19 protein-coding genes are annotated in these 21,207 nt (G+C 36.6%); 9 read left to right on the plus strand and 10 right to left on the minus strand.

All coding sequences use genetic code 11. The features are described from left to right. Positions 1 to 5: 5 nt before the first annotated feature. From FB2170_RS15785 to FB2170_RS15800, 4 genes are read right to left on the minus strand one after another with little or no spacing between them, the layout of a single operon-like run. The gene (locus FB2170_RS15785; RefSeq protein ID WP_041632910.1) at positions 6 to 776 is read right to left on the minus strand and encodes a formylglycine-generating enzyme family protein; all 771 of its coding nucleotides are present in this window, start codon (positions 774 to 776) and stop codon (positions 6 to 8) included. 19 nt (positions 777 to 795) lie between these two features. Continuing rightward, positions 796 to 2,256 carry a copper-containing nitrite reductase gene (nirK, locus tag FB2170_RS15790; RefSeq protein ID WP_013307602.1) on the minus strand — a complete coding sequence of 487 codons (1,461 nt, stop codon included), beginning with the start codon at positions 2,254 to 2,256 and terminating at the stop codon, positions 796 to 798. A 40-nt stretch (positions 2,257 to 2,296) separates the two neighbouring features. Then, complete coding sequence (locus tag FB2170_RS15795; RefSeq protein WP_013307603.1) at positions 2,297 to 3,637, minus strand: cbb3-type cytochrome c oxidase subunit I; 1,341 nt, start codon at positions 3,635 to 3,637, stop codon at positions 2,297 to 2,299. 18 nt (positions 3,638 to 3,655) lie between these two features. Further along, positions 3,656 to 4,111 carry a c-type cytochrome gene (locus tag FB2170_RS15800; RefSeq protein ID WP_041632911.1) on the minus strand — a complete coding sequence of 152 codons (456 nt, stop codon included), beginning with the start codon at positions 4,109 to 4,111 and terminating at the stop codon, positions 3,656 to 3,658. Positions 4,112 to 4,249: 138 nt separating this feature from the next. Between FB2170_RS15800 and FB2170_RS15805 the strand changes: the two genes are divergently transcribed. Both FB2170_RS15805 and FB2170_RS15810 read left to right on the plus strand, forming a co-directional pair. Then, positions 4,250 to 4,627, plus strand: coding sequence for a hypothetical protein (locus tag FB2170_RS15805; RefSeq protein WP_041632912.1), 378 nt, complete (start codon positions 4,250 to 4,252; stop codon positions 4,625 to 4,627). A gap of 78 nt (positions 4,628 to 4,705) precedes the next feature. Then, complete coding sequence (locus FB2170_RS15810; RefSeq protein ID WP_013307606.1) at positions 4,706 to 7,000, plus strand: TonB-dependent receptor domain-containing protein; 2,295 nt, start codon at positions 4,706 to 4,708, stop codon at positions 6,998 to 7,000. A 67-nt stretch (positions 7,001 to 7,067) separates the two neighbouring features. Here the strand turns inward: FB2170_RS15810 and FB2170_RS15815 are convergent, their stop codons facing one another. After that, complete coding sequence (locus FB2170_RS15815; RefSeq protein ID WP_013307607.1) at positions 7,068 to 8,453, minus strand: OmpP1/FadL family transporter; 1,386 nt, start codon at positions 8,451 to 8,453, stop codon at positions 7,068 to 7,070. A gap of 373 nt (positions 8,454 to 8,826) precedes the next feature. On the opposite strand from FB2170_RS15815, the gene FB2170_RS15820 reads away from it, so the two are divergent. The 6 genes from FB2170_RS15820 (at position 8,827) to FB2170_RS15845 (ending at position 13,991) form a co-directional block, all read left to right on the plus strand. Continuing rightward, positions 8,827 to 10,071: an NAD(P)/FAD-dependent oxidoreductase gene (locus FB2170_RS15820; protein ID WP_013307608.1), complete on the plus strand. Its 1,245-nt coding sequence runs from the start codon at positions 8,827 to 8,829 to the stop codon at positions 10,069 to 10,071. Positions 10,072 to 10,102: 31 nt separating this feature from the next. Continuing rightward, a complete protein-coding gene (locus FB2170_RS15825; protein WP_013307609.1) occupies positions 10,103 to 10,411 on the plus strand; it encodes a TusE/DsrC/DsvC family sulfur relay protein in 309 nt (102 codons plus the stop codon). Positions 10,412 to 10,443: 32 nt separating this feature from the next. Then, positions 10,444 to 10,920, plus strand: coding sequence for a DsrE/DsrF/DrsH-like family protein (locus FB2170_RS15830; protein ID WP_013307610.1), 477 nt, complete (start codon positions 10,444 to 10,446; stop codon positions 10,918 to 10,920). A gap of 453 nt (positions 10,921 to 11,373) precedes the next feature. Next, positions 11,374 to 12,594, plus strand: a complete 1,221-nt coding sequence (locus FB2170_RS15835) for a sulfite oxidase (protein WP_013307611.1) — start codon at positions 11,374 to 11,376, stop codon at positions 12,592 to 12,594. A gap of 2 nt (positions 12,595 to 12,596) precedes the next feature. Next, entirely contained in the window at positions 12,597 to 13,073 is a 477-nt protein-coding gene (locus FB2170_RS15840; RefSeq protein WP_013307612.1) for a hypothetical protein, read from the plus strand. A 36-nt stretch (positions 13,074 to 13,109) separates the two neighbouring features. After that, a complete protein-coding gene (locus FB2170_RS15845) occupies positions 13,110 to 13,991 on the plus strand; it encodes a sterol desaturase family protein (RefSeq protein WP_013307613.1) in 882 nt (293 codons plus the stop codon). 11 nt (positions 13,992 to 14,002) lie between these two features. Here the strand turns inward: FB2170_RS15845 and FB2170_RS15850 are convergent, their stop codons facing one another. The 5 genes from FB2170_RS15850 to FB2170_RS15870 form a co-directional block, all read right to left on the minus strand. Further along, positions 14,003 to 15,037 (minus strand): DUF3365 domain-containing protein, encoded by a 1,035-nt coding sequence (locus FB2170_RS15850; protein WP_013307614.1) that lies wholly within the window; start codon positions 15,035 to 15,037, stop codon positions 14,003 to 14,005. Then, positions 15,034 to 15,303, minus strand: a complete 270-nt coding sequence (locus FB2170_RS15855) for a heavy-metal-associated domain-containing protein (protein ID WP_013307615.1) — start codon at positions 15,301 to 15,303, stop codon at positions 15,034 to 15,036. The genes FB2170_RS15850 and FB2170_RS15855 overlap by 4 nt, the downstream gene beginning before the upstream one ends. A gap of 45 nt (positions 15,304 to 15,348) precedes the next feature. Then, positions 15,349 to 15,693 carry a rhodanese-like domain-containing protein gene (locus tag FB2170_RS15860; RefSeq protein ID WP_013307616.1) on the minus strand — a complete coding sequence of 115 codons (345 nt, stop codon included), beginning with the start codon at positions 15,691 to 15,693 and terminating at the stop codon, positions 15,349 to 15,351. A gap of 96 nt (positions 15,694 to 15,789) precedes the next feature. After that, positions 15,790 to 17,205, minus strand: coding sequence for an MBL fold metallo-hydrolase (locus FB2170_RS15865; protein ID WP_041633275.1), 1,416 nt, complete (start codon positions 17,203 to 17,205; stop codon positions 15,790 to 15,792). Positions 17,206 to 17,379: 174 nt separating this feature from the next. Beyond that, positions 17,380 to 18,012 (minus strand): Crp/Fnr family transcriptional regulator, encoded by a 633-nt coding sequence (locus FB2170_RS15870; protein ID WP_013307618.1) that lies wholly within the window; start codon positions 18,010 to 18,012, stop codon positions 17,380 to 17,382. Between the two features lie 161 nt (positions 18,013 to 18,173). Between FB2170_RS15870 and FB2170_RS15875 the strand changes: the two genes are divergently transcribed. Beyond that, entirely contained in the window at positions 18,174 to 21,203 is a 3,030-nt protein-coding gene (locus FB2170_RS15875) for an aminotransferase class III-fold pyridoxal phosphate-dependent enzyme (RefSeq protein ID WP_013307619.1), read from the plus strand. Positions 21,204 to 21,207: the final 4 nt, after the last annotated feature.

The following is a 21,207-nucleotide window of genomic DNA, read 5'->3' on the forward strand; positions in this document are numbered from 1 at the left end:
TTTTATTATTGGTTGTTATCCTTCACGCATCTAAAACCTAAGTTTTTCATTGTATACTTGGCTTTAACACTACCTCTAATGGCATACCTCATAAAAGCTGCATAATTCATAAGGTCCGTTGCACCTATTGCCGCACTTCCGCAGAATAGATTACTATCATTGTCAACATCTTTTCGTGACTCTCCTGACACTAAAACTGAGTTGAAATCCAAAGTCCATTCCCAAACTAAACCATGTAAATCATATACACCCCAGTAATTCTTGAAGGTTGACCCAATTTCATTATTAAAAGTTTTTGGTTTTTCGTACCACGATAGTATATACTCATTATAGCCTTTTATCGTACGGGCATCTGGTAACTCTTCGTTTGCCATTGCTACATATTCCCATTCGTCTACTGTAGGTAATCTTTTCCCCTGACATTCACAGTAGTCATTTGCCACAAACCAAGAAACATTGGTGACTGGAGCTTTAAGCGATTGGTTTTCACTGAGTGCTGTGTCCGACGACCAACTCATTAAATAATTATCGTCAGCAAAAAGTCTTTTCACATTAGATCTTCTCCATTTCGGAGTATCATCTAAAAATTGTTGAAATTCTTTATTCGTTACAGGATATACATCCATATAAAAATCAGCAATGGTGACCTTCATAGAATCCCTGCCATACAACGGTATATAAGAGCCTCCTTCTATCGAAACCATTTTAGACTGACAATTCACATTGGTTATCCAACTAAACAGTATGCAAATCATCAGTCTTAAAACAGTATTCATATTAAATGTATTTTAACTGTTAATGAGCACTTCTTCTTTGTGTAACTGTAGATGTACTTATGTTTGTTTTATTGTTACCCCATGAATTGTATACATAGGTCAACACGTCTGCAACTTCACTATCAGATAATGTTTGTTTGGTCATTACGCTATTATACTTAACACCGTTTACAGTGATTTCCCCTGTTTTACCATGTAATACAATGTCAATGGCTCTATTAACATCCGCATTTAAATAATCAGATTTTGCCAATGGTGGGAAAGCACTAGCTATACCTTCACCATTTGCTTGGTGACAAGCAAAACAAGTATTTGTATATAACTGCTTTCCAGATTCAATCTTTTGTGCAAGTGTTTTATTTGTGGCCACTGCTTTCTCAGTTTCGTCATTAGGCATGCTTTGTATTGCTCCGCCTTCAGGGTTATAAATTCCTTCTTGCATAACTCCGGAGTACAATTTCTTGTCTTCCTCACCATTTACTTTTAACATACCCAAAGCTCCTTTATTAAATGCTCTGAAAATGGCGTGATCTACCAGAATGAATGTTCCGGGAACATCAACCTTGAAATCAACAATAGCAGCGCCACCAGCTGGGATTGATGTTGTTTGCACGTCCTTATTAATTATAGAACCTCCTTCTATATGCACGTTATCAAAAATTTCTCCAATAACATGAAAGGAAGAAGTTAAATTAGGCCCACCGTTACCAACATATAATCGAACCGTTTCACCAACATTGGCAGTTATTGCATTGTCGCCTGTAAGTGCTCCTACTTTACCATTAAACACTACATAATCTGCGTCTTCATCCACTGCTTTTTGCATATCAAAAGGTTGTAATCCAGATTCTCCATATTCCCCTTTGGTATAGAAATCACCTTGCATAATGTAATATTCCTTATCTACTTTTGGCAATCCACCTTCTGGCTCGACCAAAATTAAACCATACATTCCATTAGCAATGTGCATTCCGACAGGGGCTGTAGCACAGTGATACACGTACAATCCCGGATTCAATGTCTTAAATGAAAATGTTTTTTCATGCCCTGGTGCAACAAACGAAGAAGTTGCTCCACCGCCTGGTCCAGTTACTGCATGCAAATCAATATTATGTGGTAATTTATTATCTGGGTGATTTGATAGCGTAAATTCTACCTCATCACCTACACGAGTTCTAATAAAACTTCCTGGCACAGATCCTCCAAATGTCCAATACACATACTCTACGCCATCAGTCATGGTTCCTACCTCTTCAAGAATCTCCATGTTTACTATCAACTTTTTTGCTGGACGATCTCCAACTGGAGCAGGTACAAAAGGTGGCGCTGTTAACTCTGCTTTCATGGTTCCCTTAATAGCTATTGTAGAAGCATCCTTTAAAGCCTTAGCCTCAGGGACACTTTCACTACAACTAGCTATTAAAAGAGTACCCATTAGGGCAATACTTGCCCTATGGAAAATTGATTTCAAATTTCTCATACTTTATTGATTTATTTGGTTGTTGTTTATTATGTTAATATTATTGATTTATTTCCAAAGCCTCGTCCGAAGGCTTACCATGTTTATAAAAATCAACAATGTACATGATTATTCCAGTTGTAAAGAGTGTAGCACATAATATGAGGACTACAAAATGTACCTTGGTTTCGTTTTGTACTTCCATAAACTCCATACCAAGTTTTCGTTCTAAATACACTTGTACAACACCAGCTACACCAAAAGCGACCGTCATACCTATCATACCAATGTTAGAAAGCCAGAACGCAGCTCTACCAGTAGAACTAGTGTATAATTTTCTACCGGTCATATTAGGTAAACTATAGCTAATAATTGCCAAAACAATCATACCATAAGCTCCCCAGAAAGCTAAATGACCATGCATAGCAGTAACCAAAGTACCGTGTGTATATAGGTTTGTTTGTGGTAACGTATGTGCAAATCCTAAAAGCCCTGCACCTACAAAAGATACAATCGCCGCACCAAGTGTCCAATACAGTGCCAGTTTATTTGGATGTTTCTTCTCTCCTTTTCTATACATGTTCACAGCGAACAATGCCATCGCCAAGAAAGCCAAAGGTTCCAAGGCAGAAAATATACCACCTACAATCAACCAGATTTTGTTCACACCTATATAGTAGTAATGGTGACCTGTTCCTAATACTCCAGAAAGAAACGTTAGCCCAACAATAACATAAAGCCATTTCTCAATAACCTCTCTATCTACACCCGTTAATTTAATCAATAGGAAAGAAAGAATACCTCCCATAATCAATTCCCAAACACCTTCAACCCATAGGTGAACAACCCACCATCTGAAAAAGGAATCAGTCACTTGACTATCAAAAGGTAACATTCCAGGCAAATACAATAAAGCTGCAAACAACAATCCCATAGATAATACCAAAGCTGTGGTTGTTCGCCGCTTACCTTTGAACAGAGTAACCAGAATCAATCCTAGGAACAGTAAAACATTAACTACTACCAAGAAGTCCAATGGTCTAGGAATTTCTAAAAATTTACGCCCTTCCCAATAGTTAAAATGATAACCAACGACTGCAGCTACTCCAACAAGGGCCAAACTAATTAATTGTACATACGCCAATTTTACATTTACCAACTCTCGTTGGGCCTCTTCGGGAATAATATAATATGCTGCGCCCATAAAACCAGAGAGCAACCAAACTACCAATAAATTAGTATGCACTGCACGTGCAGTGTTAAAGGGAATACCAAATTCGTGTAAATTATCAAAGCCAATTCGGGCAAAACCCATTACAAAGCCATATACCAATTGCAGTACCAACAATAACATTGATAAAGCAAAAAACCAATAGGCTACTTTTTGTGATTTATATTTCATGATTTTTTAGTTTAGTTGTTAGTTGTCTTCTTTAGCCAATGGTGATACAATTCGGTCAAATCCGTTTAAATCGATTTCTCCGATCCATTTAAAAAATTCAACCATATCTTCTGCTTCCTGCTCGGTCATCTCATAAGCAACCATTTTTCTTCCATTGGGTTGCCAGGGTACTGGAGACATTAAAATACTTTTGATTACTTCTTCGCCTTGACCGTCATATTTCATGTTCATACGGTCAACAACTTTTGTAAGTTCAGGGGCATAATATGCACCCTCACCTAAAATGGTATGGCAACCCATGCAATTATTGGATTCCCAGATGTTTTTGCCTCTCACTACAGCTTCTGTAATGTTCTCATGGTTAGATTGATCATTTTCAACACTGAAAGAATAAATAGTAAGCCCTATAAAAACTAGAAAGGTTACTAATGTTCCTCCGAGAAAGAAAGCTCTTGCTTGTTTTTTGGATAACATTTTTTGTTGATTTAATTGGTTGTTAAAAAAGGATAAAAAGACATTTATATCTTTAATTGGCAAAACTATTGTTAATGACCTCTTAAATTCATGATAAATGTCAGGTTTTAAACAAAATTTTGAGAATAGTTTTGTGGCGTGAAAAAACAGAGTTTAATCATATCTATACTCTTTTTGGTTCTGACTTTGACCAGCAGTCTAAAAATTGCTGGAACCATAGGATATTATGCCCTATTCACAGATGATTTTGTAGAACGTTTTTGTGAAAATAAAGAGCGTCCAGAATTAAACTGTGACGGTAAATGTGAGCTCTCCAAAATATTGTTGCAGGAATCAAATGATGATACTCCACCGATAAATCTTGACTTTTTGAAAACTGAAACGATTTTGTTCCTTGAATCAAGAGTGGACTATGACTTTTCGATAATTACTGAAAATATTAACACCATTAACCAGTACACTAACCTCTACAATTTTCATCTACTAGAGAAAGAGTTTCAGCCACCCAGGGTTTAGTACATTTTAGATTTCCAAACTGAGTCAATGTTTTACTTTGATTCAATCCTACACTATTTATAACTTAAAGATTCAATAATGAATTTAAAACATCTTTTGGTGGCCGTATGCATATTTACCGGTCACTTAATAAACGCACAGAATTTTAAAGGTCAAGTTTTAGACCATGAAAACAATCCAATTGAAGAAGCGCATATTACTGTAAACAATAAGGCTACAACCTATACAGATTCTAACGGTAATTTTGATTTAACTATTCCTGAAAAAGGAGCAAGCATTGCCATATCATATCTTGGCTATAAGACTTTTGAAGATTTCATTACCCCTCAAACAGAAAGAGCTTCATTTGTACTTGATGAGGCACCCATCAATATTTCTGGGGTAATGGTCACCGGAAACTCAAAAACCGATCCTGTTTTCACTGTCGAAACCAATGACTATGTGAAAAAGATTGTGCAACCCAGAAATGTCGCTGATCTTTTTAACGATGTCAACGGGTTTTCATTAATAAAACGGGGTAATTATGCCAATGACCCTAGTTTTAGGGCTTCACAATATGAGCAATTGAACGTGCAATTTGATGGTGGCACTAAAGCTATGCACGCTTGCCCAAATCGAATGGATCCCGTTACCACACATGTTATCCCTGAGGAAATTGAAAAAATCGAAATTATCAAAGGACCATACACAGTACGTTATGGTGCCACCTTTGGAGGCATTGTTAATATGGTGACACAAGTCCCCGATGCCAGTGATTATGGAATTCATGGTAGTGTACATGTAGGATACGAAAGTAACGGTGGTTCATTGGTTTCAATGGCACGTTTACAACAAGCTACTGAAAAATACGATATTACAGGGAATGTAGGTTTAAGGGATTTCGGCAATTACGAAGATGGAGATGGTACAGAAGTCCCATCCTCTTTCCGAAGTTTGGATTATGGAGTTAAAGTAGGTCTCAATTTTACGCCGAACCAACGATTACAAGCACATTGGAGGCAATCTTTTGGACGAGATGTACTTCACGCAGGATTACCAATGGATACCGATTTAGATGATAGTAGTATTCTATCTCTGGATTATAAATTGACCGGATTAAACGGTACACTTAAGAACATTGATGCAAAACTCTATTATAGTTATGTGGATCATGTAATGAGCAATGCCAAAAGACCTAGTTTTATGATGACCGATGCCGTTTCCGCGATTAATGCCACCACTGCAGGCGGGAAAATCGAATTCAAACTAAAACCTTCTGAAAATTTCACCCTCTTTACAGGTATAGATGCCATGCATATTGGCAGGGATGGTGAACGTACCCGATTGGTGAAACGCAATATGATGGGGCCCTTACCTACTCCTATGGAATTTACTGATAAGGTTTGGCAAGATTCTTATATAAATGATATCGGTCTTTTTGCAGAAAGTAAATATCCATTGACTGACCATACTATTTTGACTACAGGATTGCGCTATGATTTGGTTACTTCGAAAATAAAGGATCCTGCAGCAGATTTTCTTGCTTTATATCCGGATTTAGATAAAACAACCGAGCATAATTTTAGTGGTACAGCATCAATAAAATACGCTCCCTCTACTGAGTTTATGATGGAATTGGCCTATGGAAGAGGAGTACGCTCAGCAAATATGATAGAACGTGTTATCAACCATTTTACAGTTGGTCAGGATTCTTATGAATATATTGGCAACCCTAATTTGGATGCAGAGGTCAACAACCAATTTGAAATAGGGTTCAAGGGAAAACTACCGTTTACCGATACATCTTCTGACCGATTTATTTATAGCTCATCTTTCTATTATTCGTTCTATGAGAACTATATAGTGGCCGTGATTGATGAAACACAAACACGTAAGTTTATGCCAATGGCCCAACCCAGAAATCCCAAGGTTTTCAGAAATTTAGATAAAGCTTATAAAACCGGTTTTGAAGTTGCTGCTGGGGTCGATTTTCTCAACAATTTCAATTTCACGACAGAATTGGCCTATGTATATGCTAAAAATAAGGATTTGAATGAATCCTTACCATTGGTACCTCCTCTGACCACCAGGTTTAAACTAGGATTCGAAAAGGAAAAGTTTTGGGTAAACGCCAACTATACCTTAACCTCAAAACAGGATAATATTTCGGAATCGTTTGGCGAAACACAGACGGCAGGATATGAAGTAATGGATATTAGATTGGGGGTTGTGCCCATTAAAAATCTTACATTGGGAGTAGCGGCATTAAATGTGTTTGATGAAACCTATCACAACCACTTGAATTTTTCATTTAAAAACCAAGCTAATTTTAAAGCTGTACCAATCAATGATCCTGGTAGAAATTTATCTGCTTTTGTACAGTACAAATTCTAGAAAAAAACTATAAAACAAATAAAGGGGGCAATAGCCCCCTTATTTATTATATCAATACTTGAATTAATTATTGATTAAAAGTATAACCAATACCAACCATGATCATCGACGTAGTCATTTCGTAGGAAACCGATGACCCAGGAACTGCACCTAGAGGATTGTTCGGAGAAGTCATCATCGGATTTAAGATTTTTCCTTCCGTTGCTCCATTACTATCTCCATAATGATAGACAGCATCTAGTTTCCAAGTGTTATTTACTTCATAACTTAATCCAAATTGATATGCATTTTTAATTATTGCAGTTGCTGGAATATTAAAAAATGTCACTTCTTCCGGAATAGGGTTTGAGCTATAGGTATAACCAAAACGTAATGGTAATTTGTTTATTCCCTTATACTGAAGCCCCGCTGATAAAATAGATATATTTTTCCATCCAAATCCAGCTACAGAAGCTGTTGGAGTCCATCCAGTTTCAGAAAAACCCTCTGTGTTTTCATAATCCACTCTTCTAAAATCAAGTGCTAAATCAACATCTCCTGCTGAGTAACCAAATCCAAGAGATAAAATAGCGGGGTAATCCATTTGAAAATTGTTTTTAGCAGTACTATTATCCAAATAAGTATTATCAAATTCAAATTCCCCAAATTTTTGAGCTGTTTTATAGGATGCCCCTAATTTTAATCCTAATCCAGAATCATAGAATAATCCAAATTGAGCTCCAAAACCAATTGCCGAAGCTTTATCTGCGGTTGGATAACCTGCCATTGTTGGATTTGCTGTTGGATTAGGTGCTAATTCCAGTGCAGCATAATTAATATTTGGTTGAATTCCAAAAGAAAACTTATCAGACAATTCATAAGCATAGGACAAACCTACTTGTAATAACATGTAATCAGATTCAATATGTCCAAAACCATTTAAACTTTGTGGCCAGTTAATTGGATTGGAATCTGTTGGATTCCAATTTGGATTAGGGTTACCACTTGTGTCCATAGGCAAATTGGCTTCCTGTGGAAAAGTAACACCAAAGCCACTTATACCAAATGCAGAAGCTCCAAACGTATGCTTACTCCCCTCTTTTCCCCAAACCATTGCTAATGCCGGCATTGGTGACATTCCTCTGTCATCCATGGTTGTACCATTAACTGCTGGTGAACCAGGTGCCCCTGGGCCAAAATCACCAGGTTGCCATAACATATTTGGAGGTAGGCTTGAGCTTAACTCTGGTGAAGAAAAGAATAAACCTACATCGAGTTTAATACTTTTACTGTCAAAAACAGAAAGTGCTGCTGGGTTCCATTGCATTGCACCGGAAATATCAAGAGGTTGGGCAGTCGCCGCTCCTCCCATTGACATATTAACAGCCCCAACACCTTGCATAATATGACCAGACTGAGCTAAGACCGTTGTTGCAAAAAATAGAAACGATAAATTAAGAATTGTTTTTCTCATGATTATTGAGTTTTAGTATTTTCAGTAGCTCGCACTTCTAAATATCACAAGCTTCCTGCATAATTCATTGATTGTTTAAACACCTCAAAATTATTCCTGAAAAAAGTGAAGTTTCATGACAAATGTCATTGAAAGTATTTTACTAGATCATTATCGCCTAGTCAACCAGTATTTATTGGTTAATAGCGTGGTTTTATTTTTGTAAATACTTGTTTTTCAATATTTTAAAAAAATGTTTTTGTAACTTTTGTTACAATAAAGCACCTGTCATTATGACAAATGTCATAAAATACGCCCCTCTTGCTTAATAATTTTACACCTGAATAATTGAAGAAATGTTTCACAACTTGGTTCAATTCCAATAATTAACAAAATGAAAAACTTAGTAATATTAGGAGCGGGTACTTCAGGAACGATGATGGCAAACCATTTGGTTAAAAAACTACAAAAAAAAGATTGGAAAATCACCATAGTAGATCAATACAAAACCCATTATTACCAACCAGGTTTCCTTTTTCTACCTTTTGATACATATACAGAGGATCAAGTAAAAAAGAAAGGTGGTAAATTCATTCCAAAAGGAGTAAATTATATTCAAAAAAAAATAGAACAAATTTTTCCAGAAGATAATAAAGTTGAACTCTCTGATGAAACGCTTGAGTATGATATTTTGATAGTCGCTACTGGTTCTAAAATTGCACCCGATGAAACAGAAGGCTTATTAGGCCCCCTTTGGCAAAAAGACATTTTTGATTTCTATACTTATGAAGGTGCTTTATCTCTTCGAAATAAACTACGGGAATGGGAAGGTGGTAAATTAGTGATTCATTTAACTGAGATGCCTATAAAATGTCCAGTAGCACCATTGGAATTTGCTTTTCTTGCCGATTCCTATTTCCGGAAAAAAGGAATGAGGGACAAGGTAGAAATTACATATGTGACACCACTTTCAGGTGCATTCACAAAACCAACTTGTACCAAAGCGCTCAATTATCTTTTGGAAGAAAAACAAATCAATATTGAGATTGATTTTGCCATAGAACGTGTGGATAATGATAACAAAATGATTATTGACTATGCAGATAAAGAAATCCCTTTTGATTTATTAGTCACTATTCCAACAAATATGGGTGATGAGGTTATTGAACGCTCGGGAATGGGGGATGATTTAAATTTTATTCCAACACACAAACATAGTTTGCAGTCAAAAGCCCATAAAAATGTTTTTGTAATTGGTGATGCCACAAATGTACCTGCATCTAAAGCAGGTTCTGTAGCCCATTTTCAAGCAGAGACCCTGACTGACAATATTCTCCTTTACACTAAGGGATATAAACTAAAGGAAGAATTTGATGGTCATGCGAATTGTTTCATAGAAACAGGTAACAACAAGGCATTGCTGATTGACTTTAACTATGATCAGGAACCAGTTCACGGGACATTCCCTTTTGCCGGTATTGGACCACTAAAGTTATTAAAGGAAAGCGTTTTCAACCATTGGGGGAAACTTGCCTTTAGATGGGTTTATTGGAATATGCTATTGAAAGGCATTGCAATACCTTTTGTCTCAAGGAACATGAGTTTCAAGGGTAAAAAGTTTGATATAAAAGCAGAATAGGAATAATTAATAACAAATAATTCAATACATAATGAAAAAAGTAATAGCACAAACCGAAATAGATGTTAATGAAGAGGGATATATGACCGAATTCTCACAATGGAGCAAAGAAATATGTGTATGTCTAGCCGATGAGCAAGATATTTGCATGACGGAAAAACATTGGGAAGTCATAGAATACATACATGAAAAACACAACAATGAAGAACCACTTTCTATTAGGGGTATCAAAAAAAGTGGTGTAATAAACATAAAAGAGTTTTATAGCTTATTTCCAGGTGGCCCACTTAAAAAGTCAACTTTAATCGCTGGGATACCAAAACCCAAAAGCTGTATTTAATAACATTAAAAATCTTCACTAAAAATAAAATCATGGGAAAGACCAAAGTAAAAAAAATGCTTTTCATACTTTCAAAAGCAACCATTGAAAATGCATATGCGGCTTTTGTAATGGCCAACGGGGCACGAATGGAAGGGATTGAATCAGAAATATTCTTTACATTTTTTGGATTGGAAGCCATTCAAAAGAAAAAATTGAATCATTTGCACGTTGCAACAGTGGGAAACCCTGCTATGCATATGCCAACCATGTTGGGTGGACTGCCAGGAGTTGAAGCCTTGGCAACGAAAATGATGAAAAAAGAAATGGAGAAATTAGATATGCCACCAATAGGAGAATTTCTTGAAATTCTCTCTGATTCTGGATGCAAACTTTGGGGTTGTAAATTGGCAGTAGATATGTTCCATCTTAAAAGAGAAGACCTAATTGATGAACTCGATGACATAATTACTATTGGAGATTTCTATAGCCGTGCAGATCAAGAAGGCACACATCTTCTTTTTATCTAACCATAAACTTGAATTATTTATATAGAAAGGGGACTTGAAAGGTTCCCTTTTTTTTATTTCAAAAACATCTTTTAAGCGCTAAACTGTTCTTTTATTTTACAGATATTCCATTTTAATAAAACTAGGATTCAATTGTATTCTTTATTTACGTTCATGATTAATTGCTTAGGTCCCAATTTTTTAGGCTTAATAACCAAAAAACTTTTGGCATGATATAAAAAGATGATTGGTTCGATGAATATATACTTTCAAAACAAGCATTATTTTAAGAAAAAGAAATAACGAATGGTATTTGGGAATAAATTCAAATCCTAGCCGAGTTTAAAAACAATGATACCTATCATACTGCGAAAACGACTAATTATTTATCTTTAGGATTAAGTGTAACTTTTGTTACAGACCACAAAATCAAAAAATACTTATTTTAGAAGATTATGAACTTCAACCCTTAAAATGAAAAGACGAAATTTTGTTAAAAAAGCAGTTTTAGGTACCATGACTTCTGTAATTGGTACCGAAATTGTTTTTGGAAATGTATTACCAAAAGGTTATCAACCATTGGCTCTACAAGATCCTAACCCTTTCAAGATGTTCAATAAGGATGGGGAAATGGTTGTCTTAAATGACAAACCCTGGAATATTGAGGCCAAGGCCCATTTGCTGGATGATAAAATTACTCCCAATAAATATATGTTCATACGAAACAATGGTATTATTCCGGAAGACATAGATGTGGATAATTGGACGTTGACTTTTGATGGTGAATCTGTAAAACAATCTAAAAGTTATACCCTAAAAGAGCTTAAATCAAAATTCAAGCAACATACTTACCAATTAACTTTGGAATGTGGTGGCAATGGGCGGAGTGAATATGACCCACCTGCAAAAGGCAACCAATGGACCATTGGCGCTGTTTCTTGTGCGACTTGGACCGGTGTTAGATTACGTGATATTCTTGAGGATGTAGGTATAAAAAATGATGCAGTTTACATCGGATACCATGCAGCGGATGTTCATTTGAGTAGAGATCCCAAAAAAGAGCCAATTTCCCGTGGTGCCCCAATGGCAAAAATCATGCAAGATGAAACCTTAATTGCGTTTAAAATGAACGGTGAGGATATTCCATTGGCACATGGTTATCCACTACGATTGGTTGCAGGAGGATGGCCTGCCTCTGTTTCAGGAAAATGGGTCAATAGAATCAGTGTAAGAAATAAGGTTCATGATGGTACCAAAATGACAGGCACTGCATACAGAGTTCCATGTAATCCCGTAGCGCCAGGCGAAAAGGTAAAAGATGAAGATATGTGCATAATTGAATCTATGCCTGTAAAATCATTGATTACCTATCCAAAGACTGGAGCAACTATTAAAGAAAATCAAAAATTGAATATTCGCGGTCATGCTTGGGCAGGTGAACTTGAAGTTTCTAATATGGAATACTCAATTGATTTTGGCTCTACTTGGACAAATTGTTCAATTGAAAAACCAAAGAACAGGCTAGCATGGCAACATTTTTCTGCTAGTATTTCATTTCCTAAAAAAGGATATTATGAAGTTTGGGCGAGAGCCACAGATTCGCAAGGAAAGAGTCAACCAATGCTCTTACCGGGTTGGAACCCTAAAGGGTACCTCAACAACGCTTGTCATCGAATTGCCATCAAGCTAGCATAAGTATGGAAGATCATAGCAAATTCAAACAACAGGTCAAGGCAATTTATACAATGCTACTTGGTGTCTTTGGTCTTTTTGCCATCGCTGCCTTTACCATTATATACCTAGTTTCAAATCCTGATGTATTTAAAAAATCAAAACCTGAAGTTGAATATGCTGCTGTTCCTATTGTAGAAGACAACTATGATAAAATAGAAAACGGAATACACATTCGTACGGGTTTGGTTGAAGCCGAAGGCCTTATGGCCGTGGTTAACAATTGTACCAACTGCCATTCTGCAAAATTAGTCACCCAAAATAGAATGAACAAAGAGCGATGGATAAGCACAATTCGTTGGATGCAAGAAACACAAAATCTTTGGGATTTAGGGCCAAATGAAGATATCATCGTAAACTATCTAGTTACCAATTATCCTGCAGCCAAAAAGGGACGCAGAGAAGTATTTAGAAATGTGGATTGGTATATACTCGAAGAATAGAATAAATACATTTTTATAAATTTAAATCGTTTTGAAATGGAAAAATATTTAGATGCTTTCGTCAACTCATTTATGGGTAGCGTGGACTGGACTTGGAAGTCAATACTTTTTGATGTGCCGTGGTACACTAATTACTTCTGGGGGCTCACGGTCATTTCATTGATCGTATGGGGTCTTGAAATTGCCTTTCCTTGGAGAAAAAACCAATCCGTCTTTAGAAAGGATTTTTGGTTGGATGGTTTTTATATGTATTTCAACTTCTTCCTTTTTGCGATTGCCGTTAGTGGTTTCTACAAATTGTTGGGATTACTTTTCAATGATATAGGCATTTCTTCAAAGAGCCTTACCCTATTGGACCTTTCTTCTTTGCCGTCATGGGCCCAATTGGTAATTTTCTTTATTATTCTTGACTTTGTACAATGGTTTACCCATGTCTTGCTTCATAAGTATGCTTTCTTATGGAAATTTCATAAAGTACATCATTCTGTCAAAGAAATGGGGTTTGCAGCTCATTTGCGTTATCACTGGATGGAAAACATCATCTATAAGCCACTAAAAACTTTGGGCGTAATGATTTTAGGCGGTTTTGAACCAGAACAGGCTTATATCGTTCATTTTATTGCAATTTCAATCGGTCATTTAAACCATGCCAATATTAAATTGACCTGGGGACCTTTGAAGTATATTTTGAACAATCCCGTTATGCATTTGTATCATCATGCATATGTGCTTCCTAAAGGATCCTACGGTATTAACTTCGGAATCAGTCTAAGTCTGTGGGATTACATATTTAAAACAAATCACGTACCTGAAGATAGTGGAACGATTGAACTTGGCTTTCCGGGTGATGATGATTTTCCGCAAGATTTTATCCATCAAAATATCTATGGATTTGGTAAATCTAAAAAGAACGGATAAATTAAATAAGCTTATTCAATTGAGTTCTTGGCAAAATTAATGCTCCAAATACCACGAACTTGACCAACATCGTATCCTATTGCCTTATCTTTGGGGTACAACCTTCTTAAGGTCTCTAAAGTTGAAGTGCTGATTTGCTCTTTGGATGTTCCATGACACTGTAGACACATTGTATTTGTAGTTATGGGATAATAGAAATTGACATCTCCGTTTATTTCTTCCAAAATAGGTTCTATATCAGCACCAGCTTTTAGCATTGTTTTAAAAGCAGCAATATGACCTAACTCCTTGGTATTTGCCTTGTTTAGTGGATTCCTTGGCTTATCTGACACCCTCTTAATTATAGCATTATGCATTACTGATATGCTATCCGTGAGTTTCATGGCCTCAATGTTGCAAAATTCGACAGCGCCATCGGGTCCTTTTTTATCTAATGCTCTTATGAGGTTTTTTCCAAGTTGTGCCTTTGTTGACAAAGCATATTTTAATCCAATGTCAGAATAATTGGCACTTGTTTTATTTTGCCCAATTCGCTGCTGTTTACCTTGACCTTTCCTTCTGCCCATTCCTTGTCCTTGGCCTTCTCCATGCTCTTTTCTATAATGTTCTTCAAACCATTCAGGTTTGGCAATTTCATTGTCGTACATATATTCCGCTATCAACTTGATTTTTTCCTCGGGAAAAGCTTGATATGGCATGACACCAAACTTACTTAATGCACCATACATTACGGCTTTTTCTTCGGTAGGGTCACTGACGAAATCCCACATTTGTTCCACAAATTCCTCCTTAGAGGTATTTGCAATGGTGTAACGAGTCTTAATGGCAATCATAGGGGGAGCAATCCGAGATTCCTCAGGAGTAGTTGCATCATGACAGATATAACACTCGGTTTCCATAATCTTCTTGCCAGGATGTTCTTCCGTAGTAACGATCTCCTGAGAATCTGCTTTATCTGAAGTAGAATATTCCGATTTTTTGGAGTCTTTACAACTTACTGTAACAAATAGAATTGTTAAAATGAAAGGAAATATTTTATTCATCATTTTGACATTTTCCCAGTAGCACAGCTAACAAAAGATTTTGCTTTTGAGGCTATGGTATTCTTACTGTCAATAGATGGGTATCCAAGATCCTTTAACTTATCCTTTACCCTTATTGCATCACTTGAATCTTCGTATGCGAACGAAACTGTCGACGTGTTGGGAAAAACCTGAACATCAGAGATATTCTCTAGTTCAGATACTTTGTTCGTAATGGTCCTCGCGCAACCACCACACTTTAAGTTTTGTACAATTATTGTAGCCTTCATAAACTAATTCTTTTTCTTTAACCTTCTTTAGTTTTAATATCAACCTTAGGACCAAGCCATAAACCCTCCTTTGAGGTCATACACCATTTCAAAGCCCATATCCAATATCTTTTGAGCAGCTTTTTTACTTCTGCTACCAGATCTGCAGTAAAGGTAAACTGGCTTATTTTTATCCAATTTTTCAAAAGCTTGCTTAAAACTACCACCTTGGAAAAAATCTATATTTATGGCCTTTCCAATGTGACCACCTTTATATTCTCTTGGTGTCCTAACATCAACCAATTGAACTTTCTTTTGTTTAATCGCAGCCCTAAACGCCTCGGTATCCAGAATTTCGAATTTATCTGAATTAAGGGCGCTACCGCCAAAAAGTGAACTTAAAAATGACATATTTCTATATTTTAATTTTTGCTTGGTCTTTGGAGAACGGCCATTTTTTGAAAACAGTCGTTCCCCAAATATCCAAGTTAAACAACAACTCCTACTTTATAACATCGTAGTAGGACAAACGTAATCTGTTCTATCTATATTGGTTTTGGAAATTCCTGCGTACCCTTCGGTTACATCAACAAAATCATCCCAGCCTCTTTGTTTTAATATAGAGGCAGCGATCATACTTCGGAAACCACCGGCGCAATAAACCACAAAAGGAACTTCTTTCGGAAATTCTTGTAAATGCTTATTTATTTCATTTAAAGGAATATTGATAGAACCTTTTACATGTTCAGAATCATACTCACTTTTCTTTCGCACATCAAAGACCAAGGGCATTTCGGCATGATACGCTTTTGCGTAAACATCTGAAGTAATCCTTGCAATCGTTTCAAACCTTTTTTTCGAGCCTTTCCAATTTTTAAAACCACCTTTTAAGAATCCTATCGTATGATCATAACCTACCCTTGACAATCTTGTCATGGCCTCTTCTTCTTTATCAGGATAGGTAATAAGAAGTATTTCTTGTTTAACATCGGGTATCATTTCACCAACCCATTGTGCGAAATTGCCGTTTAATCCTATATTAATGCTATTAGGGACATATCCTTTAGCAAAGTCATCGGGGTTTCGAGTATCCAACATCAAAGCACCTGTTTCATTTGCAGCTATTTCAAAAGCTTCAGGAGACAGCGGTTTTTGGCCTCTTTCAATTATCGCATCCAAGCTTTCATAGCCAGATATATTCATCAACACATTTTGAGGAAAATAACCTGGAGGGGCTGTTAGGCCAGTAAGAAGTTCTTTTATGAACTCGTCCTTGGTCATATCTGCTCGCAAGGCATAATTCACTTTTTTCTGATGCCCAAGTGTATCGGTGGTTTCCTTACTCATCATTTTTCCACAAGCAGAACCTGCGCCATGATTCGGATAAACAATCAACTTGTCATCCAATGGCATGATCTTGTTACGCAGCGAGTCGAACAAATGGCCAGCCAACTTTTCTTCCGTTAATTCAGAAACCACATGCTGTGCTAAATCTGGTCTACCCACATCACCAATAAATAAGGTGTCACCTGTAATAATGCCATGCTGTTTATCATTCTCATCGATTAACAAATATGTTGTGCTCTCCATGGTATGACCAGGTGTATGCAGCACTTTTATTTTATAATCCCCTAGCTCAAATATTTGATTGTCCTCAGCAATAAGGGCATCATAATTTGGGTTAGCTGTTGGGCCGAATACTATCTGAGCACCTGTTTTTTTCTTAAGATCCAGATGACCACTCACAAAATCAGCGTGAAAATGGGTTTCAAAAACGTATTTAACTTTGGCATTATCCTTATTGGCCCTATCAATATAAGGCTGAACCTCTCGTAATGGATCAAAGATGGCAGCTTCGCCTTTGCTCTCGATATAATAGGCTGCATGGGCCAAACATCCCGTATATATTTGTTCAATTCTCATTGTAAAATGACTGTAAAATTTAACTGTAAAATTATGCTCGTTTTGGTTACCATAAAGTAACATTGGTTACAAAGTTCAGCGTTTTACCAACAAAAAAGACTGATAAATATCAGTCTCTTAGCTATTAAGTAGAATACACTATCAAAAATCTTTAAAATGCTGATTTATAGGTAATTAATTTGCAATAAGTTTTATCTGGTTTCTATGCAGTTCTATCCTGCCTAAGTTCTCCAATTTCTTAAGTAATCGGGAGACTACAACTCTGGAGGTATGCAACTCATAAGCTATATGTTGATGAGTAGTGGTAATAGTATTATCATTATTTACACGAGCTTTGTCTTTAAGGTATTTGAGGAGTCTTTCATCCATTTTCATAAATGCAATGCTATCAACGGTCTCCAACAATTCATTTAACCTATTGTGATAACTCTGTAAAACAAAATTTCGCCAGCTGCTATATTTGGCAAGCCATTCTTCCATTTTTTGAACAGGGACCATGATCAATTTGGTATCGGTTTCTGCCAAGGCCCTAATCTCACTTTTAGTGTGCCCCATACAACAGGTAAGCGTCATTGCACAGGTGTCCCCATGTTCAAGAAAATACAACAACAGCTCATCACCTTCACCATCTTCACGAAGTACTTTAATTACCCCCGAAATCAATAATGGCATCGACTTTACATAATCACCTATTTCCATAAGTTTATGCCCTTCATGAATCTCTTTAACGGTTCCTGTTTCAATTATTTCAGAAATCAATTCTTCCTCTAAAAGGTGTCCGTAATTCTCTTGTAATTCCTTTAGCATAATAAGCGTCAATGTTGGTTGTAAGATATACTACTCAAATGTAACCCATTTTTAGTATAAAACCGATAAAGGTAATTAGTTTTAAATCCTATTATTGTTTAGTTTTATTTCGTATTCCGTAGAATTGTAAGAACCAATCAAAATATTTTGTATTGAACAATATGCCCAGTTATTCCTCTATAAAAGTATCTACAATTCAAGCCGAAAATCTGGCTTTAAAATTATTTAATATTAAAGCCAAGGCTCATGCCTTACCAGGTGAATTGGACTTTAATTTTAGATTGAAGATTGATGGTAAGAATGGTTATGTTTTAAAAGTGTCAAGACCAAATGAAGATGTTGATTATCTTGATTTTCAACAAAAATTACTACAACATATTGAAAGTAAAAAGTTGATTGTTGTAGCACCTAAAGTAAGTAAGGATATTCATGGAAATTCGATTGCCGATTGGAAAGATGATGAAGGAAACATAAGAAAAGTTAGAGTACTTAGTTGGGTTTCAGGTAGAATTTGGAGTGCCGTAAATCCACAATTGGATGACCTGCGTTTTAGTTTGGGAGAACAATGTGGGCTTCTTACCTCCGCTTTGTCTGGTTTTAATCACCCCATGGCCAGTCGCGATTTTGAATGGGATGTTGCTCAGTCACTTTGGACAAAGGCACATTTGAATCTGTTTAAGGGAGATAGAAGTGAAATCATTACATACTTTCAAAACGAATTTGAAAAAAGGCAAGGTTCCTATACAAATCTGAGAAAATTAGTCGTTCATAACGATGCCAACGACAATAATGTTATAGTAAGCAACTCATTGGATAATCCTAAGGTATTGGCCGCCATAGATTATGGTGATGCGATACGAACCCAGATCATCAATGATGTTGCTATTTGCTGTGCCTATGCCATAATGAACCACAATGACCCCTTGCAAGCGGCCCTTCCCATTATAGCAGGGTATCATAGTTCTTTTTCCTTACAGGAATATGAACTGGAACATTTGTATACCGCAATAGCCATGCGCTTAGTAATATCGGTTACCAAATCGGCTCTCAACAAAGTTGAAGAACCAGATAACGAATATCTTCTGATCAGTGAAAAACCAGCTTGGGAAGTACTTGAAAAATGGAGAATTATAAGTGAAGACTTTGCTCATTATAGTTTTAGGTCAGCCTGCGGGTATGCGCCACATCCAAATGAAGAAGAATTCAAGAAATGGGCAAATAGCAACAGTTTTGATTTGAATTCATTATTTCCAACAAGTAATGTGGATGGTGTGTTTCCACTGGATTTAAGCGTTTCAAGCTCTTGGGTTGGTCATCAAAACGAATTTAATGACCTTGAATTATTTCAGTTTAAAATTGACAAACTTCAAAAAGAGCATCCAGAAAAAATAATTGCCGGTGGTTATTTAGAACCAAGAGCATTATACACTTCCTCAGAATATGATAAAATTGGAAACAATGGAAAGGAATGTAGAACTATGCATTTGGGAATTGATTTTTGGTTACCAGCCAATACCCCAGTGCATACAATGTTTGATGGAGAAGTCATTATTGCTGTAAATGACGAAGGGGATAAAGAATATGGCGGATTGGTAGTTTTAAAACATGCCTTTGACAGCCGTCCATTTTATACACTTTATGGGCATCTTTCGGTGGCTAGTGCCACAAATCATAAAATTGGTGAGAGATTAAATTCAGGTGAGCAAATTGGCGTTTTAGGTGATTTTCCTGAAAATGGAAATTGGGCGCCCCATCTTCATTTTCAACTCATGCTTTCAATGTTGAATTTCACCAAGGATTTTCCTGGTGTAGCCTATCTTAACCAATTGGAAGTTTGGCAAAGCCTCTGCCCTAACCCTAGTTCACTGTTCGATTTTGCAGAATTAGAAGCTAAACCGGTCATTTCAAATGATGAATTAATAAACTATCGAAAACAACATTTGGGCAAAGGCCTTAGTCTACAATATAAAATACCTATTAAAATGGTTCGGGGCAACGGGCAATACCTAATGGATCAGTTTGGACGTAGTTACCTAGATACCGTAAATAATGTGGCACATGTGGGTCACGAACACCAAAGGGTTGTAAAAGCCGGCCAATCGCAAATGGCACTTATCAATACAAACTCGCGCTACTTACATGAAAACATCAACCTATTGGCTAAAGAACTGCTCAAAACACTTCCTAAAGAGTTAAGTGTATTGCATTTTGTCAATTCCGGTAGTGAGGCCAATGAACTGGCCATACGAATGGTCAAAGCGGTAACTGGTGAGAAAGATATAATCGCTTCTGAAGTGGGATACCACGGCAATGCTAATATGTGCATTGACATTAGTTCCTACAAATTTGATGGTAAGGGTGGAAAAGGTGCTCCAGAACATACACATATTTTTCCTTTACCAGATGCATTTAGAGGAAAATACCGGGGAGCTAATACAGGAGAAAAATATGCCCGGGAAGTACAAAACCAGATAAACATCATACATGAAGCGAAACGTGGCGTTGGTGCATTCATTATTGAACCTATAATAAGTTGTGGAGGACAAATTGAACTGCCTGATGGTTTTCTAATGCAAGCATACAAATATGTCCGGGAAGCGGGCGGAATTTGTATTTCAGATGAAGTGCAAGTAGGTTGTGGAAGACTTGGAAAGACCTTTTGGGGCTTTCAATTGCATAATGTTATTCCAGATATTGTCACTATTGGCAAACCACTAGGTAATGGGCATCCGCTCGCGGCTGTAGCCTGCACCCAAGAAGTTGGAGAGAAATTTGCAAACGGAATGGAATATTTTAATACGTTCGGAGGAAACCCTGTTTCTTGCGCAATTGGAACTGAAGTTTTAAGGGTGGTTAAAGACGAAGGACTCCAGAAAAACGCCCTGGAAGTTGGAGAATTCTTAAAAAAGGAACTGAAGAAGTTGGCCGAAGAGTTTCCAATCATTGGGGATGTACGCGGTCAAGGTCTTTTTTTAGGAATAGAACTGGTAAATACAACTATGAATCCATTGGCCAAAAAAACAGCTTATCTCGCCAATAGAATGAAAGACCATGGAATTCTAATGAGTACCGATGGTCCTGACCATAATGTTTTAAAAATCAAACCTCCAATAGTTTTCAGCAAAGAGAACGCAGAAGAATTGATATTATATTTGGACAAAATCTTCAGAGAAGACTTTATGCAACTTTAGTGCT

This window comes from Maribacter sp. HTCC2170, from assembly GCF_000153165.2.
Taxonomy (GTDB): domain Bacteria; phylum Bacteroidota; class Bacteroidia; order Flavobacteriales; family Flavobacteriaceae; genus Maribacter_A.

Coding starts and splice junctions, on each gene's coding strand:
- FB2170_RS15785 (WP_041632910.1), bottom strand. CDS start 776: ATGAATACTGTTTTAAGACTGATGATTTGCATACTGTTTAGTTGGATA.
- nirK (WP_013307602.1), bottom strand. CDS start 2,256: ATGAGAAATTTGAAATCAATTTTCCATAGGGCAAGTATTGCCCTAATG.
- FB2170_RS15795 (WP_013307603.1), bottom strand. CDS start 3,637: ATGAAATATAAATCACAAAAAGTAGCCTATTGGTTTTTTGCTTTATCA.
- FB2170_RS15800 (WP_041632911.1), bottom strand. CDS start 4,111: ATGTTATCCAAAAAACAAGCAAGAGCTTTCTTTCTCGGAGGAACATTA.
- FB2170_RS15810 (WP_013307606.1), top strand. CDS start 4,706: ATGAATTTAAAACATCTTTTGGTGGCCGTATGCATATTTACCGGTCAC.
- FB2170_RS15815 (WP_013307607.1), bottom strand. CDS start 8,453: ATGAGAAAAACAATTCTTAATTTATCGTTTCTATTTTTTGCAACAACG.
- FB2170_RS15820 (WP_013307608.1), top strand. CDS start 8,827: ATGAAAAACTTAGTAATATTAGGAGCGGGTACTTCAGGAACGATGATG.
- FB2170_RS15825 (WP_013307609.1), top strand. CDS start 10,103: ATGAAAAAAGTAATAGCACAAACCGAAATAGATGTTAATGAAGAGGGA.
- FB2170_RS15830 (WP_013307610.1), top strand. CDS start 10,444: ATGGGAAAGACCAAAGTAAAAAAAATGCTTTTCATACTTTCAAAAGCA.
- FB2170_RS15835 (WP_013307611.1), top strand. CDS start 11,374: ATGAAAAGACGAAATTTTGTTAAAAAAGCAGTTTTAGGTACCATGACT.
- FB2170_RS15840 (WP_013307612.1), top strand. CDS start 12,597: ATGGAAGATCATAGCAAATTCAAACAACAGGTCAAGGCAATTTATACA.
- FB2170_RS15845 (WP_013307613.1), top strand. CDS start 13,110: ATGGAAAAATATTTAGATGCTTTCGTCAACTCATTTATGGGTAGCGTG.
- FB2170_RS15850 (WP_013307614.1), bottom strand. CDS start 15,037: ATGATGAATAAAATATTTCCTTTCATTTTAACAATTCTATTTGTTACA.
- FB2170_RS15855 (WP_013307615.1), bottom strand. CDS start 15,303: ATGAAGGCTACAATAATTGTACAAAACTTAAAGTGTGGTGGTTGCGCG.
- FB2170_RS15860 (WP_013307616.1), bottom strand. CDS start 15,693: ATGTCATTTTTAAGTTCACTTTTTGGCGGTAGCGCCCTTAATTCAGAT.
- FB2170_RS15865 (WP_041633275.1), bottom strand. CDS start 17,205: ATGAGAATTGAACAAATATATACGGGATGTTTGGCCCATGCAGCCTAT.
- FB2170_RS15870 (WP_013307618.1), bottom strand. CDS start 18,012: ATGCTAAAGGAATTACAAGAGAATTACGGACACCTTTTAGAGGAAGAA.
- FB2170_RS15875 (WP_013307619.1), top strand. CDS start 18,174: ATGCCCAGTTATTCCTCTATAAAAGTATCTACAATTCAAGCCGAAAAT.